Consider the following 20,793-nt stretch of genomic DNA (forward strand, 5'->3'; position numbering starts at 1 on the left):
ATTATTTCGCTAAGCGCAGGGATATGGCACACCTTGGTTTTAATCCTAGAAAAACTGGTGCTGTTTGATACTGATAACGGTAACCGAATCCGATAAGCGTTTGTGTCCGTGCAATAAAAAAACGCTCCCGAGTGAGCGTTTTTATTTGGTTTTTCTTCAAGTTCCGACGTTTAAGCCGGATACGGTCTGCGCGACGTTTTCTGCACCGGAGCGGATTTCCTCCATGACGGAGGAAGCTTCAGATATCTGCTGAGTACCTTTCTCTGCCGCTTCAGATACGCTGGACATCTTGCGCGTGGCATCAGACGTTAAGTCGCGATTCTTCTTCACCACATCAGTAATTTCAGCCGTCGACTGGCTGGTACGTGCTGCAAGTTGTCGAACTTCATCCGCAACCACTGCAAAGCCCCGGCCTTGATCACCGGCACGCGCCGCCTCGATGGCAGCATTTAGTGCCAGAAGATTCGTTTGATCAGCAATGTCACTGATGGTGGAGAGGATTGCTTCAATGCTTTTCGATTGCTCATTAAGCTGGGTGATGGCGTTAGAGGTTTCCAGTACTTGGTCGGAAATCGATTGTGATGTCGCCACCGTTGACTCCAGAACACCTGCACCTTTTGTAGCAATCTCTGCAGTTTTGACCGACGTTGAGTAAGCCACACCTGCAGCATCACGAATCGCGTGCTCTTGTGTTACTTTCTCGGTAATGTTGTTTGCGAACTTCACAACACGGACCACGTTGCCTTTGTCATCAAATACGGGGTTATAAGTCGCTCGGAGCCACAGAACATTCCCCATGGAATCCTTACGTTCAAACTGGCCAGCTTTGAAATCACCACTTGCGAGCTCTGCCCAGAAGTTAGGATTATCCTGATAGAAGTGATCAGGGCAGAACATTCGGTGATGCTTGCCTTGGATCTGATCGAGCGTATATCCCACCGCGCCCAGAAAGTTATCATTGGCTTGGATAATTGTACCGTCAGGGTGGAACTCAATCATGGCCATTGATTTATTCAGAGCATCAAATACTGCGGCCTGATCATCAAGCCGGATTTTTTCTTCCGTCACATCGGCTGCGATCTTCATAACTTCAACCACAGTACCGTTTTGTTTTATAGGGAAGTAGGTGGCTTCTAACCAAAGTCGTTCGCCTTGCGCGTTTAATCGTGGCACCGTGCCGCTAATCACTTCGCCTGCACGCAGTCGCTCCCAGAACTTTTGATACTCGAAACTTTGACCGTATTCAGGGTCGCACAGCTCTCTATGATGTTTTCCTGTCAATTGCTCGAGCGTAAAACCTACGGCGCCAAGGAATATGTTATTTGCGTGTTTGACGACACCTTCAGGTGTGAAGTGAATTGTCGCAACACTGTTGTTAATGGCATCTAAAAGGGCTTGGTTATGTGAAGCGCTTGATTCCAGTTCTTCCAGTTGTTTTCTTAGTTTCCCGTTAAACATGATTGCTTTCCTTTCCCAGCAAGCACAAATAAATGGTGCAATAAATAACCGCGCATATTCTGATTAAGCGCTTATTTAAAACTAGCTGATAATTTAGTCATTCGTATTGAAAGTGAGATCGGCGGTTCATGAGAATTGAGAGCAGGTTTGCGTGGGTCAGACAAAAAAAAAGCCAGCGTCTGCTGGCTATTGTCGATTCTTAGCTAATTTAACCAAGTGGTTAGGCTTTGGCACTTTTGGGCACGGGTAATATTTTGACCTGTTTGATCATGTTCTCAGCCACTTCCACGATTTCCATTTGATGCCCTTCCACTTCGATGCTGAGTTGACTACTCGGGATATCTTCGAGGTGTTCCAGTATCAATCCGTTTAAGGTGCGAGGGCCGTCGGTAGGAAGCTGCCAATTCAGGCTCTTGTTGAGATCCCGGATATTCGCGGTGCCGTCAATCATGAAACTGCCGTCTGGTAGGGCGGTAATTTCCTCTGCCAGACTTGGTGAAAGCGAGGTAGTAAATTCACCGACGATCTCTTCCAGAATATCTTCCAGTGTTACCAAGCCGATGATGTCGCCATATTCGTCGACAATCATTCCGATACGTTGCTTGTTACGCTGGAATTTCAGCATCTGAACGTTCAACGGTGTGCCTTCCGGAATGTAGTACACCTCATCCGCGGCGCGTAACAGGTTCTCTTTGTTGAACTCGTTTTCCACCATCATCCGATAAGCTTCACGTACCCGCAGCATGCCAACCACTTCATCAATGTTGTCGCGATACAGCACCATGCGGCCATGTGGTGCATGGGTGAGCTGTCGCATGATGGCTTTCCAGTCATCATTGACGTTGATACCGGTGATTTCGTTTCGCGGCACCATGATGTCATCCACGGTGATTTCTTCGAGCTCAAGAATCGACAGCAGCATATTCTGGTGACGGCGAGGGATGAGCCCGCCCGCCTCATTCACGACGGTACGAAGCTCTTCAGAGCTCAGGTTGTCTTTTCCGCTGTGATCAGTCGCAAGCCCCAGAATTTTAAGAAAGCCATTGGTAATGCCATTCACCACCCAAACCAGCGGATAAAGCGCTTTCATCAAAACATTGAGTAAAAGGCTGCTGGTGTAGGAAACGCGTTCTGGATAGAGCGCTGCGAGGGTTTTGGGTGTTACCTCTGCAAATACGAGGATAACAAGGGTTAGGCCACCGGTTGCAATCGCGACGCCGAGATCGCCAAACAGGCGCATACCCAGAATGGTTGCGATGGCGGAAGCGAGAATATTAACCAGGTTATTTCCGATGAGGATCAGGCCAATCAGCCTGTCTGGGCGTTCAAGCAGCTTTTCTACGCGCTTGGCGCCTTTGTGCCCTTGCTTGGATAGGTGTCGAAGCCGGTATCGATTTAATGCCATCATGCCGGTTTCGGAGCCGGAAAAATACGCAGAAATAAAGATGAGCAATACCAAAACGGTCGCTAGCGTTCCCGTCGATATGTCGTCCAAATTGCAAGTTCCTTCTTGTTTGGTTCAACCCTAATTAAGGGCAAGAATTTGCGTCCATGTCAAACATTGCTGCGCAAACTTTATACATAAACGCCCCGTTAGGGTAAAGAAAGCCTATAAAAAGGGGCGTCTGAATTGAGAGACCGTTAACCTGCGATAATCACTTCGCGGACAAAACGGCTGCCAAAATAGGCGAGAGTTAGGAGGAATGCTCCCACTATGCTGATCCAGATAACGCGGCGTCCGCGCCATCCTGACTGATAATGCCCCCACAGCAGCACGCCGTAGACAATCCATGCCATTGCGGACAGCACAGCTTTGTGTGCTTTGCCCTGAGCAATCATGTCCTGCACAAACACAAGCCCGGTCAGCAGGGTCAACGTCAGCAGAACTTCACCAATCAGAATGATGTTGAACAGCTGTCGTTCAACCGCCATGAGTGGTGGCAGGTTAGGGTTCATCACCAGCTTTTTCTTGTGTTTCAACTGATGGTCGAGCCATGCCAGCTGAATGGCATACAAAGTGGCAATCATCAGTGTGGAGTAAGAGAAAAGCGCGAGGGAGATGTGCACCAGAACTTCAGGATGAGCTTCGAGGTGAGTAATAAACGCACCGGGAAGCAATGTGGCAGCGGTCAAGTTAATCGCAGAGAAACTATAAACCACAGGCAGTAGCACCCAAATCCGCATCCTGAACATGAGTCCAGTGGTAATCGCGGCAATGATAAAGCTGATGAGGGACGCGACATTAAGGATGCTAAGGTTCTGCCCACCGCCTGACAGGATGAGATCAGAAAGCAGGTAAGCATGCAGCACCAACGCACCACACGCGCTCAGAAACACCGAGCGAGCCGGGATCTGATTCGGGCCGGACAGGCCAGGAATAATTTGCAAAAGCGCCGCAAAATAAAGCAAAGCGGCGGTGAGTGCTAAAAAGATATCCATGTGTCTTTCAACAACATCGCGTCAAAAAGAAAGGCTTCAGTATACCTTGCGCAACTGAGAGTCGCTATCAACACGAGCCGATCTTTGAGACGTAAACCTGTCTTACCCGCGACAAATTTTAGGAAAAGTGCCTGCAAGCCACTTTAAAACTATCGTTAAAGGCAGCATGTAAGCATCAGCAATAATGAGATATAATCGCGCCAATTTTGTGTTTATCGCCACCTGACAGGATTTCGGGTCACGTGGTGCCATCGCGTAGATAAGCGAGTAGGACATGTTTGAAAACCTAACGGATCGTCTATCCCGTACGCTGAAAAACATCAGTGGTCGCGGTCGACTGACAGAAGACAATATAAAAGACACGCTGCGTGAAGTACGCATGGCGCTGCTGGAAGCGGATGTTGCGTTGCCAGTGGTTCGTGACTTCGTGAAGAAAGTAAAAGAAAGCGCAGTTGGACTGGAAGTGTCGAAAAGCCTGACTCCAGGTCAGGAATTCATCAAGATTGTTCAATCTGAACTTGAAGCTGTGATGGGTGAATCCAACTCTGAGTTGGATTTGGCAGCGCAGCCACCGGCTGTAGTACTGATGGCGGGCCTGCAAGGTGCGGGTAAAACCACCAGTGTCGGTAAGCTGGGTAAAATGCTCAAAGAGCGTCACAAGAAGAAAGTGCTGGTGGTCTCAGCTGACGTTTATCGCCCAGCGGCGATCAAACAGTTGGAAACGCTGGCCGGTGATGTGGGCATTGATTTCTTCCCATCAACGCCGGATCAAAAGCCGGTTGATATCGCCAGTGAAGCTTTGGCGCACGGCAAGCTGAAATTCTATGACGTGGTCATTGTCGATACCGCAGGTCGCCTGCACGTCGACGAAGAGATGATGGACGAGATTAAAGACGTCCACGCGGCAATCAATCCTGTTGAAACCCTGTTCGTGGTCGATGCCATGACAGGTCAGGATGCGGCGAATACAGCTAAAGCGTTTAACGATGCGCTGCCACTAACCGGTGTGGTACTGACCAAAGTGGACGGTGACGCACGTGGTGGTGCGGCGCTGTCTGTTCGTCATATTACCGGTAAGCCAATCAAGTTCCTGGGTGTAGGTGAGAAAACCGACGCACTGGAACCTTTCCACCCTGACCGTGTTGCCAGCCGTATCCTTGGTATGGGTGACGTGCTGTCACTGATTGAAGACCTCGAGCGCAATGTCGACAAAGACAAAGCCGAGCAACTGGCGAAGAAGTTTAAAGAGAAGAAAGGTTTCGACCTTCAGGACTTCCGCGACCAGCTTCAACAGATGAAGAACATGGGCGGTATGATGGGGATGCTCGACAAACTGCCGGGCATGTCAAACCTGTCTGATGATGTGAAAAACCAAGTGGACGATAAAATCTTCGTTCAGATGGAAGCCATCATCAACTCCATGACGCCGAAAGAGCGTGCACGTCCAGACCTGATTAAAGGCTCACGTAAAAAACGTATCGCCGCAGGTTCAGGTACTCAGGTACAGGACGTTAACCGTCTACTCAAGCAGTTTACCCAGATGCAGAAGATGATGAAGAAGATGCAAAAGGGCGGCATGAAGAACATGATGCGCAATATGAAAGGCATGATGGGTGGTGGCGGTGGTATGTTCCCACGCTAAACCGCAATAAAACCTATTCTCCGGTCAGATGAAAGAAGCTGACTGGGATTCGATAGAGCGACGGAATCGCTAAGTGATTGAAGTCCAGTTACTGCTGATGCTTTTTTAGCTAAAGCAGTTGCATTCGATCACAGAAAGCGTAAAATTCCGGAGCTTTATTTTGGCACGAGGCCCCGTATTAGCACGGGGCCAATTTAATTTAGTAATGCAAAGAGGACGATATGGTAACCATTCGTTTGGCACGTCACGGCGCTAAAAAGCGTCCATTCTATCAAATCGTTGTTGCAGACAGCCGCCAAGCTCGCGACGGTCGCTTCATCGAGAAAGTAGGTTTCTTCAACCCAGTTGCACAGGGTCAAGAAGAGAAGCTGCGTCTGGACCTGGACCGCGTTAACCACTGGGTTGGCGAAGGTGCAGCTGTTTCTGACCGCGTAGCTAAGCTTATCAAAGACGCTGCTAAAGCTGCGTAATTGATTAGTGTCAGGGTTGAAAGAAAAAGAAATGAGTGAGCAAGAAAAGGTTGTAGTAGGCAAGCTAGGTGCTTCTTATGGCATCCGTGGCTGGCTCAAAGTTTTTTCTTACACTGAAAACGCTGAAAACATCTTTAGCTACACACCTTGGTTTATCAAAGTGCGTGGCGAATGGCAGGAATTCAGTCTTGAAGACTGGAAGCGCCATGGTCAGGGTTATGTAGGCAAGTTGAAAAGTCTGGATCAGCGTGAAGACGCTCAGGCACTGACAAATGCTGAAATCGCTATCAATGCAGAAGTATTGCCTTCGCTGTCAGATGAGGAATTCTACTGGCGCGAACTGTACGGAATGGAAGTGGTGACAACCAAAGGGTACAACCTGGGTAAAGTTACGGACATTCTGGAAACGGGCTCTAACGACGTATTGGTCATTCAAGCGAACCCGAAAGATGCTTTTGGCCAGAAGGAACGTTTAATACCGTTCCTCGATGGGCAAGTCATCAAGTTGATTGATCGCTCTGCTCAACGGATCGAAGTTGACTGGGATCCTGGATTTTAATTCCCCCAGTAACATTTAAAGCAATGGGAGTGGAAAAATGTGGGTTGGTATCATCAGCCTTTTTCCTGAAATGTTCCGTGCTGTTACTGAATTTGGGGTAACTGGCCAGGCGGTTAAAAAAGGCCTGCTCGAGGTAGAAACGTGGAATCCCCGCGATTTTACCCACGACAAACACCGGACGGTTGATGACCGCCCATATGGTGGAGGCCCAGGCATGTTGATGATGGTTCAGCCTTTGCGCGATGCCATTCACACTGCCAAGAAAGCCGCTGATGGCAAGGCGAAAGTGATTTACCTTTCACCTCAAGGCCGAAAGCTTGACCAAGCAGGTGTTGAGGAGCTGGCGCAGAACGAGAAGTTGATTCTTATCTGTGGACGCTACGAAGGGGTAGATGAGCGCATTATACAAACCGAAGTCGATGAAGAATGGTCTATCGGGGATTTTGTGCTCAGTGGTGGTGAGCTGCCAGCCATGACGTTGGTTGACGCGGTTGCTCGGTTTGTACCGGGTGTCCTCGGAGACTTTGCGTCAGCGGAAGAAGATTCTTTTGCAAATGGTTTGCTGGATTGCCCTCACTACACACGTCCTGAAGTGTTGGACGGATTGGAAGTACCTTCGGTACTGAAATCCGGAAATCATAAGGACATTCGCCGCTGGCGATTGAAAGAATCGCTGGGCCGTACCTGGCTCAGAAGACCAGAGCTCCTGGAAAACCTAGCTCTGACTGACGAACAGGAATCACTGCTTGCTGAGTTCATTAACGAACACAGACAAGTACCTAAAGATATTTAGTATCAGTTTATTCTAGGGTATAGAAAATGAGTAACATCATCAAAGCGCTCGAAGATGAGCAACTTAAACAAGACGTTCCTGCGTTCAACGTAGGTGACACTGTTGTCGTTCAAGTTAAAGTTAAAGAAGGACAGCGTGAGCGTCTGCAGGCTTACGAAGGCGTTGTAATCGCTAAGCGTAACCGTGGTCTACATTCAGCATTTACCGTTCGTAAGATCTCTAGCGGTGAAGGCGTTGAGCGTGTATTCCAAACTCACTCACCAGTTGTTGACAGCATTACTGTTAAGCGCCGCGGTGCAGTACGTCGTGCCAAACTGTACTACCTGCGTGAGCGTTCTGGTAAGGCAGCTCGTATTAAAGAGCGTCTGGCTAAGAAATAATCGCTCCGGCGTTTATACCCGAAAGGGAAAGAAAGCCCGCCTGTTTAGGCGGGCTTTTTCTTTTTCTGCAGACGGAAAATGCGTGCCATAATGCGGGCTTCACGAAGGAGATATAACGTGCAGTACGATTGGATTTTATTTGACGCTGACGAGACCCTGTTTTCTTTCGATGCTTTCGCGGGTCTTCAAGCAATGTTCAAAACCTTAGGTGTTAACTTTACCGAGCAGGATTTTGCAGAGTATCAGACCGTCAATAAGCCGCTTTGGGTGAAATACCAAAACGGTGCAATCTCGGCGAAACAGCTTCAAGAAGACCGTTTTCTGGTGTGGGCTGAGCGCTTGGATATTGAACCGGGTGAGCTTAACCGCCGTTTTCTCGATGCCATGGCGGATGTTTGTGAACCTTTGGAAGGGGTACGTGAAACCCTGCCTTTGCTGGCGCAACATGCCAAACTCGGTATCATCACTAATGGCTTTGTGCAGCTTCAACAAATCCGCCTCGAAAAAACAGGGCTTCAGGAGTTCTTCGACTTGGTAGTGATTTCAGAACAAGTTGGTGTAGCCAAACCTGATGTTGCTATCTTTGATCATGCCTTCAATAAGATGGGCAACCCTGATAAAGCGCGGGTGCTGATGATTGGCGACAATGCAGATTCCGATATTCTTGGTGGCACCAATGCGGGTATCGACACTGGTTGGCTGAATGTTGATGGCAAAGTGAAACCGGAAGGTATTGAGCCAACCTTTACTGCTGCTTCATGGGCAGATATTCGCGCTCAATTGTTGGATTAATCTTCGGGTTGTTTGGATTTATTCGTGCAGCTTGAGTCCTGAGCTGCACCTTCTCATTCCTCCTCAAAAGAAATTTGCGCCGCGTTCCATAAGCTAACCATTTCATACCAGGTTGCAAACTTAGCACATCACAGTCAACCAAATCGCGCTTCACTCTCAACATGCTGAACGCTGGTGTTCGGCGGCGTTTTGCCAAAACAATAATGAGAGGAAAGCACAATGGAACCAACAGACACGCTGCAAAAACAGTTGGTTGGAGCGCTATCGAGAAATTGGTGGGTGTTGTTATTGCGTGGTATCGCGTCCATTATTTTCGGCTTCATGCTCTGGACCTTGCCGACGGAAGAGTCGGTGGAAACACTTATTCTGGTATTCGGTATTTTTGCATTTGTGGACGGCGCACTTCAGGTGTGGACAGCCATCATGGAGCGCAAAGAACGGGATAACTGGGTGGTACTGATGCTCTGGGGTGTGGTCGGGATCGCGGCCGGGATTATGACGTTTACTGTGCCGGGACTCACTGCGGTTGCCTTGCTTTTCTACATAGCCATTTGGGCGATAGCGAAAGGTGTGCTGGAGATCATCGCCGCGATCAGGCTGAGGAAGGAGATTGCCGGAGAGTGGCTGCTTATTCTCGGAGGTGTTATTTCCATTCTGTTCGGTGGCTTTTTGATGTCTAACCCCGCTGCAGGTGCGACGGCACTCATTTGGGTGATTGCGATGTACGCGTTTATTTTTGGTGTCTTGTTTATGGCACTTTCCTTTAAGCTCAAGGGATTAAAAGAAAATGCATGACACCAATTCTGCACCTTTCCACTGAATCGGTATATAGTGACACTTTCCAAATCAATCTTAAGGAACACAGGATGTTGAAAAAATCCTTGGTGTCACTGGTTGCGTTGATGATCGTTGGCTGCGCATCCGTTGGAGATGCAGAGTCTTTGGTGAAGAAAGGCGATTGGCAGGCAGTCGGTGAGCAGGATGGTCTGAGAGGTATCCCTTCCCGTTCAATGTCTGATCTCAATGAACTGGCACAGCGGGCTGGTGGACAGAATGTCAATGTGAGCGATTACGAGTCTGGCTACGCGGAAGGTGTTGATCGTTATTGTAGTCTAGACAATGCCTATGACATTGGTTTGTCGGGCATGCAGTATTTGGGTGTGTGTGCCAACAGACCTGATGGTCTTCGCTTTCAGATGCAATGGCAGAGAGGTTTTGAGGACTTCCAATCAGCTGACCAGACTTTCTGATTGAGCTAGGGGCTGTTGACCTTTGGTGGTTAAATTTTGTTCTTGCTATAAGCGTTATGCGCGGCGAGGTGTGTGCCGCCTGGTCATTTTAAGCAAATAGACCTCAACAAAGCATAAAACGCTTAGAGTACGGGACGCGCAGTCGAACCCTTCGGGCAGCGTTTGTGGGGAATTTCTGCTGCGTTATCGGCTTCTCATGTAGGCCAGCTACACATCGAAGCCTCTGCCTTGCATAAAATCCCCACAAACTGCTGCAAAAATCATCACCAAAGGTCAACAGCCCCTAGTAAAATAGCAACCCCAAGCAAAAAGGCCTTTTCGAAAGGCCTTTTTCTGTTTTGTACGCCAGGGTTTACAAAATTGTTGCCAGTATGCCGATTGATGAAGTTAATGAAATAGCCTATAAATTTAACCCTTCGACCCTGATGTAAATATACTTTTACGTTGTTGTTTTATCTTTACGATCTATTGCATTCATCTCTCAGATTGTTATTGTATGGTCAGTTGCGTGATAAATACCCATTCAATGCGCAAAATAGATTCAGAAAGGAAAAATGTCATGGAAAGAGATCTGCTTACTAACGTACACATTCAGGACGAAACGGTTCTGATTACCCCTGACCAACTGCGCAGCAAGCTACCCGTAAAGGAAGAGACGCTGGCCTTTATTTCAAAAGCGCGTCAGGAAATTGCAGATATCATCCATAAGAAAGATCACCGCCTTTTGGTCGTGTGTGGTCCTTGCTCGATTCACGATACTGATGCGGCGATTGAATACGCGAGAAACCTCAAGGCGCTTTCAGAAACCCTGAACGATCAGATTTACATTGTGATGCGGGTTTACTTTGAAAAACCACGCACCACGGTTGGCTGGAAGGGACTCATCAACGATCCAAATTTGGATGGCTCTTTCGATGTAGAGGCAGGTCTTCATAAAGCCCGTGAACTACTTATCACACTGGCTGACATGGGTCTGCCACTGGCAACAGAAGCTTTGGATCCAATCAGCCCGCAATACATTGGCGATCTGTTTAGTTGGGCGGCGATTGGCGCGCGTACGACTGAGTCTCAAACTCACCGCGAAATGGCGAGTGGCCTTTCCATGCCAATTGGCTTCAAAAACGGTACTGATGGCAGCTTGGCAACGGCCATTAATGCAATGAAGGCGGCTGCATCTGGTCACCGTTTCATGGGAATTAACAAAGAAGGTCAGGTTGCGCTGCTGACAACTCAGGGCAACCCGGATGGTCATGTGATTCTGCGTGGTGGCAAGCAGACCAATTATGACTCAGTTTCGGTGACAGAATGCGAAAATGAGATGAAAGGGGCAGGGCTTGAGCCTTCACTGATGGTAGACTGCAGCCACGCCAACTCTCGAAAAGATTTCCGTCGTCAGCCACTTGTTGCTGAAGATGTGTTCCACCAAATCCGTGAAGGAAACCAATCCATCATTGGTTTGATGATTGAGAGCAACATCAACGAAGGCAATCAGTCCGCGGACTTGCCGCGTGAAGAGATGGCTTACGGGGTGTCTATTACCGACGCATGCATCAACTGGCAGGATACTGAAAACCTGCTGCGCCGTGCCCATGATGAACTGACACCTTTCCTGGAACAGCGTTTACAAGGACATTAAGCCACATGGTTGCAGAGTTGACCCAACTTCGGGATCAAATTGACGAAGTCGACAAACAAATGGTCGAGTTGCTGGCACGCCGACTGGAATTGGTCGCGGAAGTTGGCGAGGTGAAGAGCAAACACGGTTTGCCGATTTATGCGCCGGATCGTGAAGCTGCTATGTTGGCATCACGTCGTGAAGAAGCTGCTTCTCGCGGGATTCCGCCGGATCTGATTGAAGATATTCTTCGTCGCACCATGCGTGAATCTTACGCCAGTGAAAACGATTCTGGATTTAAATGCCTGAACCCGGATCTGCGTTCTATCGTGGTGGTGGGTGGCCATGGCCAGTTAGGTAAAGTGTTCTGCAAGCTTTTCCGACTGTCTGGCTATGACGTTAAGGTATTGGGCTCGAAAGATTGGGACAAGGCTGAAGAAATACTCTCTGATGCAGGCATGGTGGTTGTCACCGTGCCTATCAATAAAACTGACAGTGTTATTCGCTCATTAGGCAAGTTGCCCGATGATTGCCTCTTGGTAGATCTGACCTCCATCAAGAGTGAACCTCTGCAGGCCATGCTGGAATCACACAAAGGACCAGTGGTGGGTTTGCACCCTATGTTTGGTCCGGATATTTCTAGTCTCGCTAAACAAGTGATTGTGTACTGTGACGGGCGAAATCCGGAAGCGTACCAATGGCTGCTTGAGCAATTCCGCATCTGGGGTGCGAGTTTGCACCGTATCAGCGCGATTGAGCATGATCAGGGGATGACGCTGATCCAAGCGTTACGCCACTTCACTTCGTTCGTGTATGGTCTGCATCTGGCGGAAGAGAATCCGAATCTGGAACAGCTTACAGCGCTTAGCTCGCCAATATACCGCCTTGAACTGGCGATGGTGGGCCGATTGTTTGCTCAGGACGCCCAGCTTTACGGGGATATCATTATGTCCTCGACGCAAAACATCGACATGATTAAGCGTTTCCACGCGCGTTTTGGCGAGGCGATTAACCTGCTCGATAAGCAAGACAAAGAAGGCTTTGTTCAGGCGTTCAGCCAGGTGGAAAACTGGTTCGGCGACTTTGCTCCGCGCTTTATGAAAGAAAGTCAGAATCTGCTTCGTCAGGCGAATGACACTACGCACCGAGGTTAATCTGGCCGAGATAAAACAAAAGGAGCCAATTGGCTCCTTTTTTGTTTCTAGGGTCAACAGACTCTAGCATTGAGTATCATTAAACGTCGATTTCTGTTGGGGCAACGTTCTCAATCGGGTAAGAGCCCAGTACTTTAATGTAGCGGGTGATCTTGGTGAGCTCTTCCAATGCTTCTTTCATCACATCCGTACGCATATTGCCTTCTACATCCACATAGAACATCTCTTCCCATGGGTTGCCAAGCACAGGGCGTGATTCCAGTTTGGTCATGTTGATACCGTGATTGCGCAGCACAAGCAGACACTCCACCAGAGAGCCAGCAGATTGTCCGGTAGACATAATAAAGGTGGTTTTGGCTGGGATCAGCGCAGTGACTTCTACAGGCTTACGTGCGACGACGATAAAGCGGGTGTGGTTTTCCTGCTGATTGGCGATGCCGAACTTCAGTGGCTTTAGACCATAAAGTTCACCGCTTGCCGCATTACCAATCGCAGCCACATTTGGCTGGGCCATGGCTGCGACTTCTTTCATCGCCTCCGCGGTGCTTGAGCAATACTCTTGCTTGATACCACTGCCCAGAGATCTCACGAACTCACTGCATTGTTGATGCGGTTGTGGATGCGAATAAAGCACTTCGATTTGGTCAATCTGGGTGTCCACCGCGGTCAGAAGGCAGTGTTCAATCGGCTGGGTGATCTCTCCGACGATAGACAAGCGGGTGTGCTGAAGTTGGTCGTAAACATCATTAATCGAACCTGAGCTGGTGTTTTCAATCGGCAGCACGCCGTAATCGGCATTGCCGGTTTCCACCATTTCCAGCACTTCTTTAAAGCTTGAGCACTGGATCTCCGCGAGCTTGGTATGTTTACGTGCAAAAAAGTTGCGGGTCGCGAGATTGGAGTAGGAGCCTTTGCCACCGAGGAAAGAAACGCGGGCAAGTGGTTGTTCATTGTCTGGGTTGGCAAGGCGTTGCAGGAATGCCTGTTGGTAGAGCACAGAGTCTTCAATAATGGTGTGGAAAATTTTGGTGACGTACTGTGGGTCTAGCTCGTGGGATTTCCCATTGGCTACCAGCTTCTCAAGCAGTGCCTGCTCACGCTCAACATCACGGACGGGCTTTTGGGTTTGGATTTTGCTTTTAGCGACTTCAAGACTCAGCTTACGTCGTTCTGCCAGCAGTGACAGCAGCTCTTGATCGATACGGCTGACATTCACCCGTATTTCATCAAGTGACAATGTTGGTTTACTCATTCCTTGTTCCTACTCATTATTCAGCGCCCAAAACAAAAAAGCCTCCCTTTCTGAGGGAGGCCTTCGGGAATCTGTCGTTATCGATGCTCGCCCTTACGCCCCACCTCTTCAGAAGCGGAAAAAGAAGCGAAAGAAAAACGAAGTGGTTTGCGACATCGACACTTTATCTTGTTGGTTCGATTATTGTTCAACCATATTGGGACGGCGTTGTCATGTCAAGACGAATCAGCCCCGCACTTGGCGGGGCTGACTGGTTTAATCCTCTGGATAGATTAGATAGCTTCAGATTCTTCTTCCGGTACTTCCACACCTGCATGGCTTGCGCGGCGTGCTTCGCCTTTGTGAGCTTGTTTGTTTAGCTGTTTCTCCAGTTTCTGGCCCACTTCATTGATGGCGGCATACATATCTTCATGCTCAGCGGAGGCAATCAATTTTGCACCTGGCATAGACACGCCAGCTTCTACTTTAAATTTGTTACCTGGTTCTTCACTGATGACAGCATGAGGGTTAATGAGAGCGACTTGCCATTTCTCTAGCTTTTCAAAACGAGACGTAATGCGATCGCGAATGGCAGGAGTGATGTCGATGTTTTTACCAGTAATTTCTACTCTCATAGATGTTTCCTCTTTTGCTTGCCCTTTGCTGGGCTCACTTTCAGATTACGTTTCTGGAGAGGAAATAATGTGACCTAAATCACTTTTGTGTCGCGAAATTTTATTGGTCAGGGGATTTGTGATCCTGTGTTTAACTTCGGTTTAAAAAGTCCGGAAAGTGCTTGAATCAGGTAAAAGAAGTGGTGCAAGATGAAGAGGTTAAGGTCGCTAACGAACACTGAACGTTAGGGACTTTGTTCGTGCTAAAGAAGGCTTTGGCGAAGAATGCAGCAGTTCACTATTTCGCCCGGACAATCAATCTCACACCCAATTAAACTAAAAGCAGCCATCAGGCTGCTTTTTTCTTTTTAGTTTGAAGGGAGCTATTAGGCATCCACACCATTCAGTTTCATTAATTCGCGGGTCCGCTGAGCAGGTTCTTCCAGCTTCAGCTCTTCATAGGCTTTAAGCATCAACGGAAGAGACTTCTTCGCGGCATCCGTGTCTGGGAAATCACGCTGGATTTGCTGACAACGGTTGATCACGGCAACCCAGGCTTCACGGCGAACATAGAAATCGGCAGTGGCCAGTTCGTAATCTGCCAGACGGTTTTTCAGCGCGACAAGGCGTTTGGCTGCATCAGCGGCGTAATCACTGTCTGGGTATCGATCCAGCAGGCGGCGGAAGTCCACAAACGCGCGGCGAACTGGCTCGGGGTCGCGGTCTTCACGATCCATATTCAGCATATCGTGGATGAAGCTTCTGTCCTGCGCCATGTTGGTCAGACCGCGCATATAGAGTACCCAATCCATCTCAGGGTGACCTGGGTTCATACGCATGAAACGGTCAATGGTGGCCTCACCCAAGGCCAGATCGTCATTCTTGTAGTAAGCGTAAATCAGATCCAGTTGAACCTGCTCAGAGTAAGCACCAAACGGATAGCGTGAGTCCAGAGCTTCAAGCTTTTGGATTGCGGTGTTCCAACTGCCTTCATTAAGGGAAACCTGCGCTTCCTGATACAGCTCAGAAGGCGGAATATCAGGGACAACTTCTTCCGTGCTTGAACATCCAGCCAGCAGGGAAATAGCAAGTAAAGAGGATAAAGTAAGGCGTTTCATTACTACAGTTGCTTCCTTGAAAGAATATTTTCAGCCTTTGCCATTACGGAGACAGCCGCAAAAAGCTACAATGGCGCGATTGTGGGCTATTCTACCCATCGACCAGATATAATACCAACTGGTAAACGTGACTGAGCCCGAGGGCTTACATCAATACCACTTGGTATTAGTCTCATTGAGAATCAAAAAGTTCGTTATGGCACAGCAGTTAGAGTTAAACAGCACAGTAAATGAGAATCAACTGGGTCAACGTCTGGATCAGGCATTGGCAGAGTTGTTTCCGGATTATTCCCGATCACGCATCAAAGAATGGATTCTGGCCGACAAAGTAAGCGTCGATGGTGAGATCGTCAACAAACCACGTTTGAAAATGATGGGTGGTGAAGCCATCGTCGTTCAGGCAGAAATCGAAGATGAACAGCGTTGGGAAGCGCAGGACATTCCACTGAACATCGTTTATGAAGATGACGATATTATCGTTATTAATAAACCGCGTGATTTAGTGGTACACCCTGGTGCTGGTTGCCCTGACGGTACCGTTTTGAACGGTCTGCTTTTCCATTACCCGGATATCGCTGAAGTACCGCGTGCGGGTATCGTGCATCGTCTGGATAAAGACACTACCGGCTTGATGGTGGTGGCGAAAAATATCCCAACCCAAACACGTTTGGTTCGTGCACTGCAAAAGCGTAAGAAGTTCACCCGTGAGTACGAAGCGATTGCACTGGGTAACATGACAGGCGGTGGCATGATTGAAAAGCCAATCGGCCGTCATTCTACCAAGCGCACACACATGGCTGTTCAAGAGCTGGGTAAACCAGCGATTACGCATTACCGTGTGGTTGAGCACTTCCGCGCACACACCCGTTTGCGTCTGCGTCTGGAAACCGGTCGTACGCACCAGATCCGTGTTCACATGGCATACCTGAACCACCCTCTGGTAGGTGATCAGCTTTATGGTGGTCGTCCGCGTCCGCCACGCAATTCGGGTGATGAGCTGATCCAGACACTGCGTCAGTTTGACCGTCAGGCACTTCATGCTGTCATGCTGCGTATTGAACACCCTACCACCAAAGAAATGATGGAATGGCACGCACCAATCCCAGATGACATGGTGAAACTGACTGAAGTACTGCGTGCAGACACCTTAGAGCACGGAGACGAGGACTACTGATCATGGATTGGATCACGCCAGACTGGCCCGCGCCTTCAAGGATTAAAGCTGTGAGCACCACCCGCCAAGGTGGTGTCAGCCCTGTTCCTTTTGATAGCCTGAACTTAGGCGATCACGTGGGTGATGATAGTGATTTAGTGGTAAGAAACCGCCAAACACTGGCAGAAGTGATGTTGATGCCGACATCTCCAGCCTGGTTGAATCAAGTTCATGGTACTGAAGTTGTGACTTTGCCTTTGGCCGTTGATGAGGTGCCGGATGCCGATGCCGCCTTTACGGGAGCTCAAGGGCAGGTGTGTGTGGTGATGACTGCCGATTGTCTTCCTGTGCTTTTCTGTAATGAAGAGGGGACACAGGTGGGGGCGGCACATGCTGGCTGGCGCGGTTTGGTCAACGGTGTGTTGGAACAAACGCTCAGTAAGTTTGATGAACCAAGTAAAGTGATGGCATGGCTTGGCCCTGCCATCGGCCCTGACGCTTTTGAAGTGGGTAGCGAAGTGCGTGAGCAGTTTATGGCGCACGATACAGCCGCCGAAAAAGCGTTTAAGCCACACAAGGATCGTTGGTTGGCAGATATCTACCTTTTGGCAAGGCAGCGACTCCAATCTGCAGGTGTGACTCAGATTTATGGCGGAGAACACTGCACAGTCTCTGCTCCGGAAACCTTCTTCTCCTACCGTAGAGAAAATCGTACAGGCCGTCAGGCCAGCTGTATCTGGATCGGTACAGAACGCGATTAACCAGATCGACAAAAATTTCGCCGCTCAACTTGAAATCAGCCGCAGCCGCTCCCATTTTTTCGTTAAGCAACATCAAAGCTATTATCGAAATTATTAAAGGGGGGAGGCTATGCGCCTTGACCGATTTACCAGCAAATTCCAATTAGCCATCTCTGACGCTCAGTCACTGGCTTTAGGGCGCGATCATCAGTATATCGAGCCCGTGCACTTGATGGTGTCTCTCCTCAATCAGGACAGCAGCACCATCCGTCCTCTGATGACGCTCCTGAATGTGGATCTGACCCAACTGCGTTCAAGTCTGAGTGAACTGCTCGACAAGCTGCCGAAAGTGACTGGCACTGGCGGCGATGTCCAGCTCTCGCACAGCATGGGCATGCTTTTCAATATGTGTGACAAGCTGTCCCAGAAGCGTAAAGACAAATACATCTCCTCTGAGCTTTTTATCCTGGCTGCCGTTGAAGACAAAGGTGCTTTGGGTGAGTTGCTCAGAAGTCTTGGCCTGACAACCAAGAAAGTGGAAGACGCGATTGATAAAGTGCGTGGCGGTCAGGCTATCAATGATCCTAACGCAGAAGAAGCGCGTCAGGCGTTGGAAAAGTTCACCATTGACCTGACTGAAAAAGCCGAGCAGGGCAAGCTCGACCCGGTTATTGGCCGTGACGAAGAAATCCGCCGCACTGTGCAGGTGCTGCAACGCCGTACCAAGAACAATCCAGTGATCATTGGTGAACCGGGCGTAGGTAAAACCGCCATTGTTGAAGGTTTGGCGCAGCGTATCGTCAACGGTGAGGTACCTGAAGGGCTTCGTAACAAACGTGTGCTTTCTCTCGACATGGGTTCGCTCGTTGCCGGTGCAAAATATCGTGGTGAATTCGAAGAACGCCTGAAGTCAGTTCTCAATGAGCTGGCGAAAGAAGAAGGTAACGTCATTCTCTTTATCGACGAAATCCACACCATGGTAGGCGCAGGTAAAGCAGAAGGTGCGATGGATGCGGGCAACATGCTTAAGCCTGCATTGGCGCGTGGCGAACTTCATTGCGTTGGTGCAACCACATTAGATGAATACCGTCAGTATGTGGAAAAAGATGCGGCACTTGAGCGTCGTTTCCAGAAAGTGTTGGTGGATGAGCCAACGGTTGAAGACACCGTTGCTATTTTGCGTGGTCTTAAAGAGCGTTACGAGCTTCACCATGCGGTAGAAATTACTGACCCGGCGATCGTTGCTGCTGCGAGTCTCTCTCATCGCTATATCTCGGATAGACAACTGCCGGATAAAGCCATTGACCTGATTGATGAAGCGGCATCGAGCATTCGTATGCAAATAGACTCTAAGCCGGAACAGCTTGATCGATTAGAGCGTCGTTTAATCCAGCTCAAGATTGAGCAGCAAGCGCTGGCTAAAGAAAACGACGAAGCAAGTAAGAAGCGTCTTGAATCTCTGCAAAGTGAAATTGATGAGAAAGAGCGTGACTATGCTGAGCTTGAGGAAGTGTGGAATGCGGAGAAAGCAGCGCTTTCCGGCACGCAACACATCAAGAGTGCGTTAGAGCAGGCACGCACGGATTTAGATATCGCACGTCGTGCAGGTGACCTTAACCGCATGTCTGAACTGCAGTATGGCCGCATTCCAGAACTGGAGAAGCAACTTGATCTGGCAAGTCAGGCGGAAATGCAGGAAATGACCTTGCTGAAAAACCGGGTGACTGACGCTGAGATTGCAGAAGTGCTATCTCGTCAAACCGGTATTCCTGTCGCCAAGATGCTGGAAGGCGAGAAAGAAAAGCTACTTCAGATGGAAGATGAGCTTCATGGTCGGGTGATTGGTCAATCAGAGGCAGTGACCTCGGTGGCAAACGCTATTCGTCGCAGCCGTGCCGGCCTTGCTGATCCGAATCGCCCGATTGGCTCGTTCCTGTTCCTTGGTCCAACAGGTGTGGGTAAAACAGAACTGTGTAAATCACTGGCAGAGTTTCTCTTTGACAGCAGCGACGCCATGGTGCGCATCGACATGTCAGAGTTTATGGAGAAACATTCAGTAGCTAGGCTGGTGGGTGCACCTCCTGGCTATGTGGGGTATGAAGAAGGCGGTTATCTGACAGAAGCAGTTCGCCGTCGTCCTTATTCTGTCATTCTGTTAGATGAAGTCGAGAAGGCGCACCCTGATGTCTTCAATCTTCTTCTACAGGTGTTGGATGATGGTCGTCTGACAGATGGTCAGGGTCGTACCGTTGATTTTCGTAATGCTGTGGTGATCATGACCTCCAACCTGGGTTCTGATCGCATTCAGGAACATTTTGGTGAACTGGATTACAACGGCATCAAAGCCATGGTGATGGATGTGGTGGGCAAACATTTCCGCCCAGAGTTCATTAACCGAGTCGATGAGTCTGTGGTCTTCCACCCATTGGGTCAGGAGCACATTAAGTCTATCGCCGGTATCCAGCTTGCGCATTTGGCAAAACGTATGGCTGAGCGTGACCTGAAGTTGGAAGTCACCGACGAGGCACTGACGCTTATCGCGGATGCGGGATTTGATCCGGTATATGGGGCTCGCCCACTTAAGCGCGCCATTCAGCAAAGTGTCGAGAACCCATTGGCACAATCTATTCTTCGCGGAGAAGTGAAACCAGGCTTGCCGGTGAAACTGATTGTCGAAGACGAGCAAATAAAAGCTGCGCAATAAAGGCAAGCTTAAAGAGTAAGAATCTAAAGAGGCCTAATAGGCCTCTTTTCTTTTATCACTATCTATGTACTTCCCTCGATTCTAAAAGTTACCCACAGCCTTTTGTGGGCTTGATGTGGGTAAAATGTGTGGAAATAAGCCTTTCGTGCAAAAGATACTCAAACGAAGACTTTTCTACAAAAAACTTCAAAAAATCCCTTGCCAGAATTCGAGACCTCCCTATAATGCGCCCCATCGACACGGCAAGCGGCTCCCAACAAGGAAATGCCTACCAAGTCGAAACGCGAAAACTTCCTCACCAAAGCATTGAAAATTGCGGTGAAGAGGTGAGTCAACAAGGTGTTTTGAGGGTTGCGAAAGCAACGCTGAAAAATCTCAAAATTTCTTCTTGACTTCATCGCCCGGCAGCGTAAAATTCGCAGCCCTGACGGTGAGAAGCAACGCTTCTTCAAGTCAACGTTCTTTAACAATTTGACCTATGCAATCTGTGTGGGCACTCGTGATTGATAGACAAAAGATTTATCGATGTTTACTGAGTGACCAAACGAAAACTCTTCGGAGTTATCGGCACAGTCAATTTATACAGTATTTCATCGAGCCAAAAACTTTAATTGAAGAGTTTGATCATGGCTCAGATTGAACGCTGGCGGCAGGCCTAACACATGCAAGTCGAGCGGCAGC

At 48.9% G+C, this 20,793-nt stretch carries 19 protein-coding genes and 1 rRNA gene; 14 read left to right on the top strand and 6 right to left on the bottom strand.

What is annotated here, in order from left to right; translation table 11 throughout:
* Nucleotides 1-156: 156 nt before the first annotated feature.
* The 3 genes from G5S52_RS24325 to G5S52_RS22755 all read right to left on the bottom strand — a co-directional run bounded on the left by G5S52_RS24325 (nucleotide 157) and on the right by G5S52_RS22755 (nucleotide 3,897).
* Nucleotides 157-1,458: a methyl-accepting chemotaxis protein gene (locus G5S52_RS24325; protein ID WP_165018750.1), complete on the bottom strand. Its 1,302-nt coding sequence runs from the start codon at nucleotides 1,456-1,458 to the stop codon at nucleotides 157-159.
* 220 nt (nucleotides 1,459-1,678) lie between these two features.
* Entirely contained in the window at nucleotides 1,679-2,953 is a 1,275-nt protein-coding gene (locus G5S52_RS22750; protein WP_165018752.1) for an HlyC/CorC family transporter, read from the bottom strand.
* A 146-nt stretch (nucleotides 2,954-3,099) separates the two neighbouring features.
* Nucleotides 3,100-3,897, bottom strand: a complete 798-nt coding sequence (locus G5S52_RS22755) for a cytochrome C assembly family protein (RefSeq protein WP_046306470.1) — start codon at nucleotides 3,895-3,897, stop codon at nucleotides 3,100-3,102.
* Nucleotides 3,898-4,171: 274 nt separating this feature from the next.
* Between G5S52_RS22755 and ffh the strand changes: the two genes are divergently transcribed.
* The 10 genes from ffh to tyrA all read left to right on the top strand — a co-directional run bounded on the left by ffh (nucleotide 4,172) and on the right by tyrA (nucleotide 12,552).
* Nucleotides 4,172-5,539 carry a signal recognition particle protein gene (ffh, locus tag G5S52_RS22760; protein ID WP_165018754.1) on the top strand — a complete coding sequence of 456 codons (1,368 nt, stop codon included), beginning with the start codon at nucleotides 4,172-4,174 and terminating at the stop codon, nucleotides 5,537-5,539.
* A gap of 221 nt (nucleotides 5,540-5,760) precedes the next feature.
* Entirely contained in the window at nucleotides 5,761-6,009 is a 249-nt protein-coding gene (gene rpsP / locus G5S52_RS22765) for a 30S ribosomal protein S16 (protein WP_002540065.1), read from the top strand.
* 31 nt (nucleotides 6,010-6,040) lie between these two features.
* Nucleotides 6,041-6,568 (top strand): ribosome maturation factor RimM, encoded by a 528-nt coding sequence (gene rimM / locus G5S52_RS22770; RefSeq protein WP_165018756.1) that lies wholly within the window; start codon nucleotides 6,041-6,043, stop codon nucleotides 6,566-6,568.
* Nucleotides 6,569-6,605: 37 nt separating this feature from the next.
* Nucleotides 6,606-7,361, top strand: a complete 756-nt coding sequence (trmD, locus tag G5S52_RS22775; protein ID WP_062666308.1) for a tRNA (guanosine(37)-N1)-methyltransferase TrmD — start codon at nucleotides 6,606-6,608, stop codon at nucleotides 7,359-7,361.
* 26 nt (nucleotides 7,362-7,387) lie between these two features.
* A complete protein-coding gene (gene rplS / locus G5S52_RS22780) occupies nucleotides 7,388-7,741 on the top strand; it encodes a 50S ribosomal protein L19 (protein ID WP_002540060.1) in 354 nt (117 codons plus the stop codon).
* Between the two features lie 117 nt (nucleotides 7,742-7,858).
* Nucleotides 7,859-8,533 (top strand): pyrimidine 5'-nucleotidase, encoded by a 675-nt coding sequence (gene yjjG / locus G5S52_RS22785; protein WP_165018758.1) that lies wholly within the window; start codon nucleotides 7,859-7,861, stop codon nucleotides 8,531-8,533.
* A gap of 219 nt (nucleotides 8,534-8,752) precedes the next feature.
* On the top strand, nucleotides 8,753-9,328 hold the full coding sequence (locus G5S52_RS22790; protein WP_165018760.1) for an HdeD family acid-resistance protein: 576 nt from the start codon (nucleotides 8,753-8,755) through the stop codon (nucleotides 9,326-9,328).
* Between the two features lie 71 nt (nucleotides 9,329-9,399).
* Nucleotides 9,400-9,783 (top strand): DUF2799 domain-containing protein, encoded by a 384-nt coding sequence (locus tag G5S52_RS22795; RefSeq protein ID WP_165018762.1) that lies wholly within the window; start codon nucleotides 9,400-9,402, stop codon nucleotides 9,781-9,783.
* A gap of 559 nt (nucleotides 9,784-10,342) precedes the next feature.
* Nucleotides 10,343-11,419: a 3-deoxy-7-phosphoheptulonate synthase gene (locus G5S52_RS22800; RefSeq protein WP_002540056.1), complete on the top strand. Its 1,077-nt coding sequence runs from the start codon at nucleotides 10,343-10,345 to the stop codon at nucleotides 11,417-11,419.
* A gap of 5 nt (nucleotides 11,420-11,424) precedes the next feature.
* Nucleotides 11,425-12,552: a bifunctional chorismate mutase/prephenate dehydrogenase gene (tyrA, locus tag G5S52_RS22805; RefSeq protein WP_046306457.1), complete on the top strand. Its 1,128-nt coding sequence runs from the start codon at nucleotides 11,425-11,427 to the stop codon at nucleotides 12,550-12,552.
* A gap of 79 nt (nucleotides 12,553-12,631) precedes the next feature.
* On the opposite strand, the gene pheA is transcribed toward tyrA, so the two are convergent.
* The 3 genes from pheA to bamD form a co-directional block, all read right to left on the bottom strand.
* A complete protein-coding gene (pheA, locus tag G5S52_RS22810; RefSeq protein ID WP_002540054.1) occupies nucleotides 12,632-13,804 on the bottom strand; it encodes a prephenate dehydratase in 1,173 nt (390 codons plus the stop codon).
* 272 nt (nucleotides 13,805-14,076) lie between these two features.
* Complete coding sequence (gene hpf / locus G5S52_RS22815; protein WP_002540053.1) at nucleotides 14,077-14,418, bottom strand: ribosome hibernation-promoting factor, HPF/YfiA family; 342 nt, start codon at nucleotides 14,416-14,418, stop codon at nucleotides 14,077-14,079.
* Nucleotides 14,419-14,783: 365 nt separating this feature from the next.
* Nucleotides 14,784-15,515, bottom strand: a complete 732-nt coding sequence (bamD, locus tag G5S52_RS22820) for an outer membrane protein assembly factor BamD (RefSeq protein ID WP_002540052.1) — start codon at nucleotides 15,513-15,515, stop codon at nucleotides 14,784-14,786.
* A 196-nt stretch (nucleotides 15,516-15,711) separates the two neighbouring features.
* On the opposite strand from bamD, the gene rluD reads away from it, so the two are divergent.
* The 4 genes from rluD to G5S52_RS22840 form a co-directional block, all read left to right on the top strand.
* Nucleotides 15,712-16,689 (top strand): 23S rRNA pseudouridine(1911/1915/1917) synthase RluD, encoded by a 978-nt coding sequence (gene rluD / locus G5S52_RS22825; protein WP_165018765.1) that lies wholly within the window; start codon nucleotides 15,712-15,714, stop codon nucleotides 16,687-16,689.
* Between the two features lie 2 nt (nucleotides 16,690-16,691).
* Nucleotides 16,692-17,429, top strand: coding sequence for a purine nucleoside phosphorylase YfiH (yfiH, locus tag G5S52_RS22830; RefSeq protein ID WP_165018768.1), 738 nt, complete (start codon nucleotides 16,692-16,694; stop codon nucleotides 17,427-17,429).
* 109 nt (nucleotides 17,430-17,538) lie between these two features.
* Entirely contained in the window at nucleotides 17,539-20,112 is a 2,574-nt protein-coding gene (gene clpB / locus G5S52_RS22835; protein ID WP_165018770.1) for an ATP-dependent chaperone ClpB, read from the top strand.
* Nucleotides 20,113-20,720: 608 nt separating this feature from the next.
* A 16S ribosomal RNA gene (locus G5S52_RS22840) occupies nucleotides 20,721-20,793 on the top strand; the annotation flags it as partial.

Origin of the sequence: Grimontia sedimenti, from assembly GCF_011045095.1 — a bacterium.
Classification (GTDB): domain Bacteria; phylum Pseudomonadota; class Gammaproteobacteria; order Enterobacterales; family Vibrionaceae; genus Enterovibrio; species Enterovibrio sedimenti.

What these genes read in the sequence shown, in the direction of transcription:
- G5S52_RS24325 (WP_165018750.1), bottom strand. Translation starts at nt 1,458, where the DNA reads ATGTTTAACGGGAAACTAAGAAAACAACTGGAAGAACTGGAATCAAGC.
- G5S52_RS22755 (WP_046306470.1), bottom strand. Translation starts at nt 3,897, where the DNA reads ATGGATATCTTTTTAGCACTCACCGCCGCTTTGCTTTATTTTGCGGCG.
- ffh (WP_165018754.1), top strand. Translation starts at nt 4,172, where the DNA reads ATGTTTGAAAACCTAACGGATCGTCTATCCCGTACGCTGAAAAACATC.
- rpsP (WP_002540065.1), top strand. Translation starts at nt 5,761, where the DNA reads ATGGTAACCATTCGTTTGGCACGTCACGGCGCTAAAAAGCGTCCATTC.
- rimM (WP_165018756.1), top strand. Translation starts at nt 6,041, where the DNA reads ATGAGTGAGCAAGAAAAGGTTGTAGTAGGCAAGCTAGGTGCTTCTTAT.
- trmD (WP_062666308.1), top strand. Translation starts at nt 6,606, where the DNA reads ATGTGGGTTGGTATCATCAGCCTTTTTCCTGAAATGTTCCGTGCTGTT.
- rplS (WP_002540060.1), top strand. Translation starts at nt 7,388, where the DNA reads ATGAGTAACATCATCAAAGCGCTCGAAGATGAGCAACTTAAACAAGAC.
- G5S52_RS22790 (WP_165018760.1), top strand. Translation starts at nt 8,753, where the DNA reads ATGGAACCAACAGACACGCTGCAAAAACAGTTGGTTGGAGCGCTATCG.
- G5S52_RS22795 (WP_165018762.1), top strand. Translation starts at nt 9,400, where the DNA reads ATGTTGAAAAAATCCTTGGTGTCACTGGTTGCGTTGATGATCGTTGGC.
- G5S52_RS22800 (WP_002540056.1), top strand. Translation starts at nt 10,343, where the DNA reads ATGGAAAGAGATCTGCTTACTAACGTACACATTCAGGACGAAACGGTT.
- tyrA (WP_046306457.1), top strand. Translation starts at nt 11,425, where the DNA reads ATGGTTGCAGAGTTGACCCAACTTCGGGATCAAATTGACGAAGTCGAC.
- pheA (WP_002540054.1), bottom strand. Translation starts at nt 13,804, where the DNA reads ATGAGTAAACCAACATTGTCACTTGATGAAATACGGGTGAATGTCAGC.
- hpf (WP_002540053.1), bottom strand. Translation starts at nt 14,418, where the DNA reads ATGAGAGTAGAAATTACTGGTAAAAACATCGACATCACTCCTGCCATT.
- bamD (WP_002540052.1), bottom strand. Translation starts at nt 15,515, where the DNA reads ATGAAACGCCTTACTTTATCCTCTTTACTTGCTATTTCCCTGCTGGCT.
- rluD (WP_165018765.1), top strand. Translation starts at nt 15,712, where the DNA reads ATGGCACAGCAGTTAGAGTTAAACAGCACAGTAAATGAGAATCAACTG.
- yfiH (WP_165018768.1), top strand. Translation starts at nt 16,692, where the DNA reads ATGGATTGGATCACGCCAGACTGGCCCGCGCCTTCAAGGATTAAAGCT.
- clpB (WP_165018770.1), top strand. Translation starts at nt 17,539, where the DNA reads ATGCGCCTTGACCGATTTACCAGCAAATTCCAATTAGCCATCTCTGAC.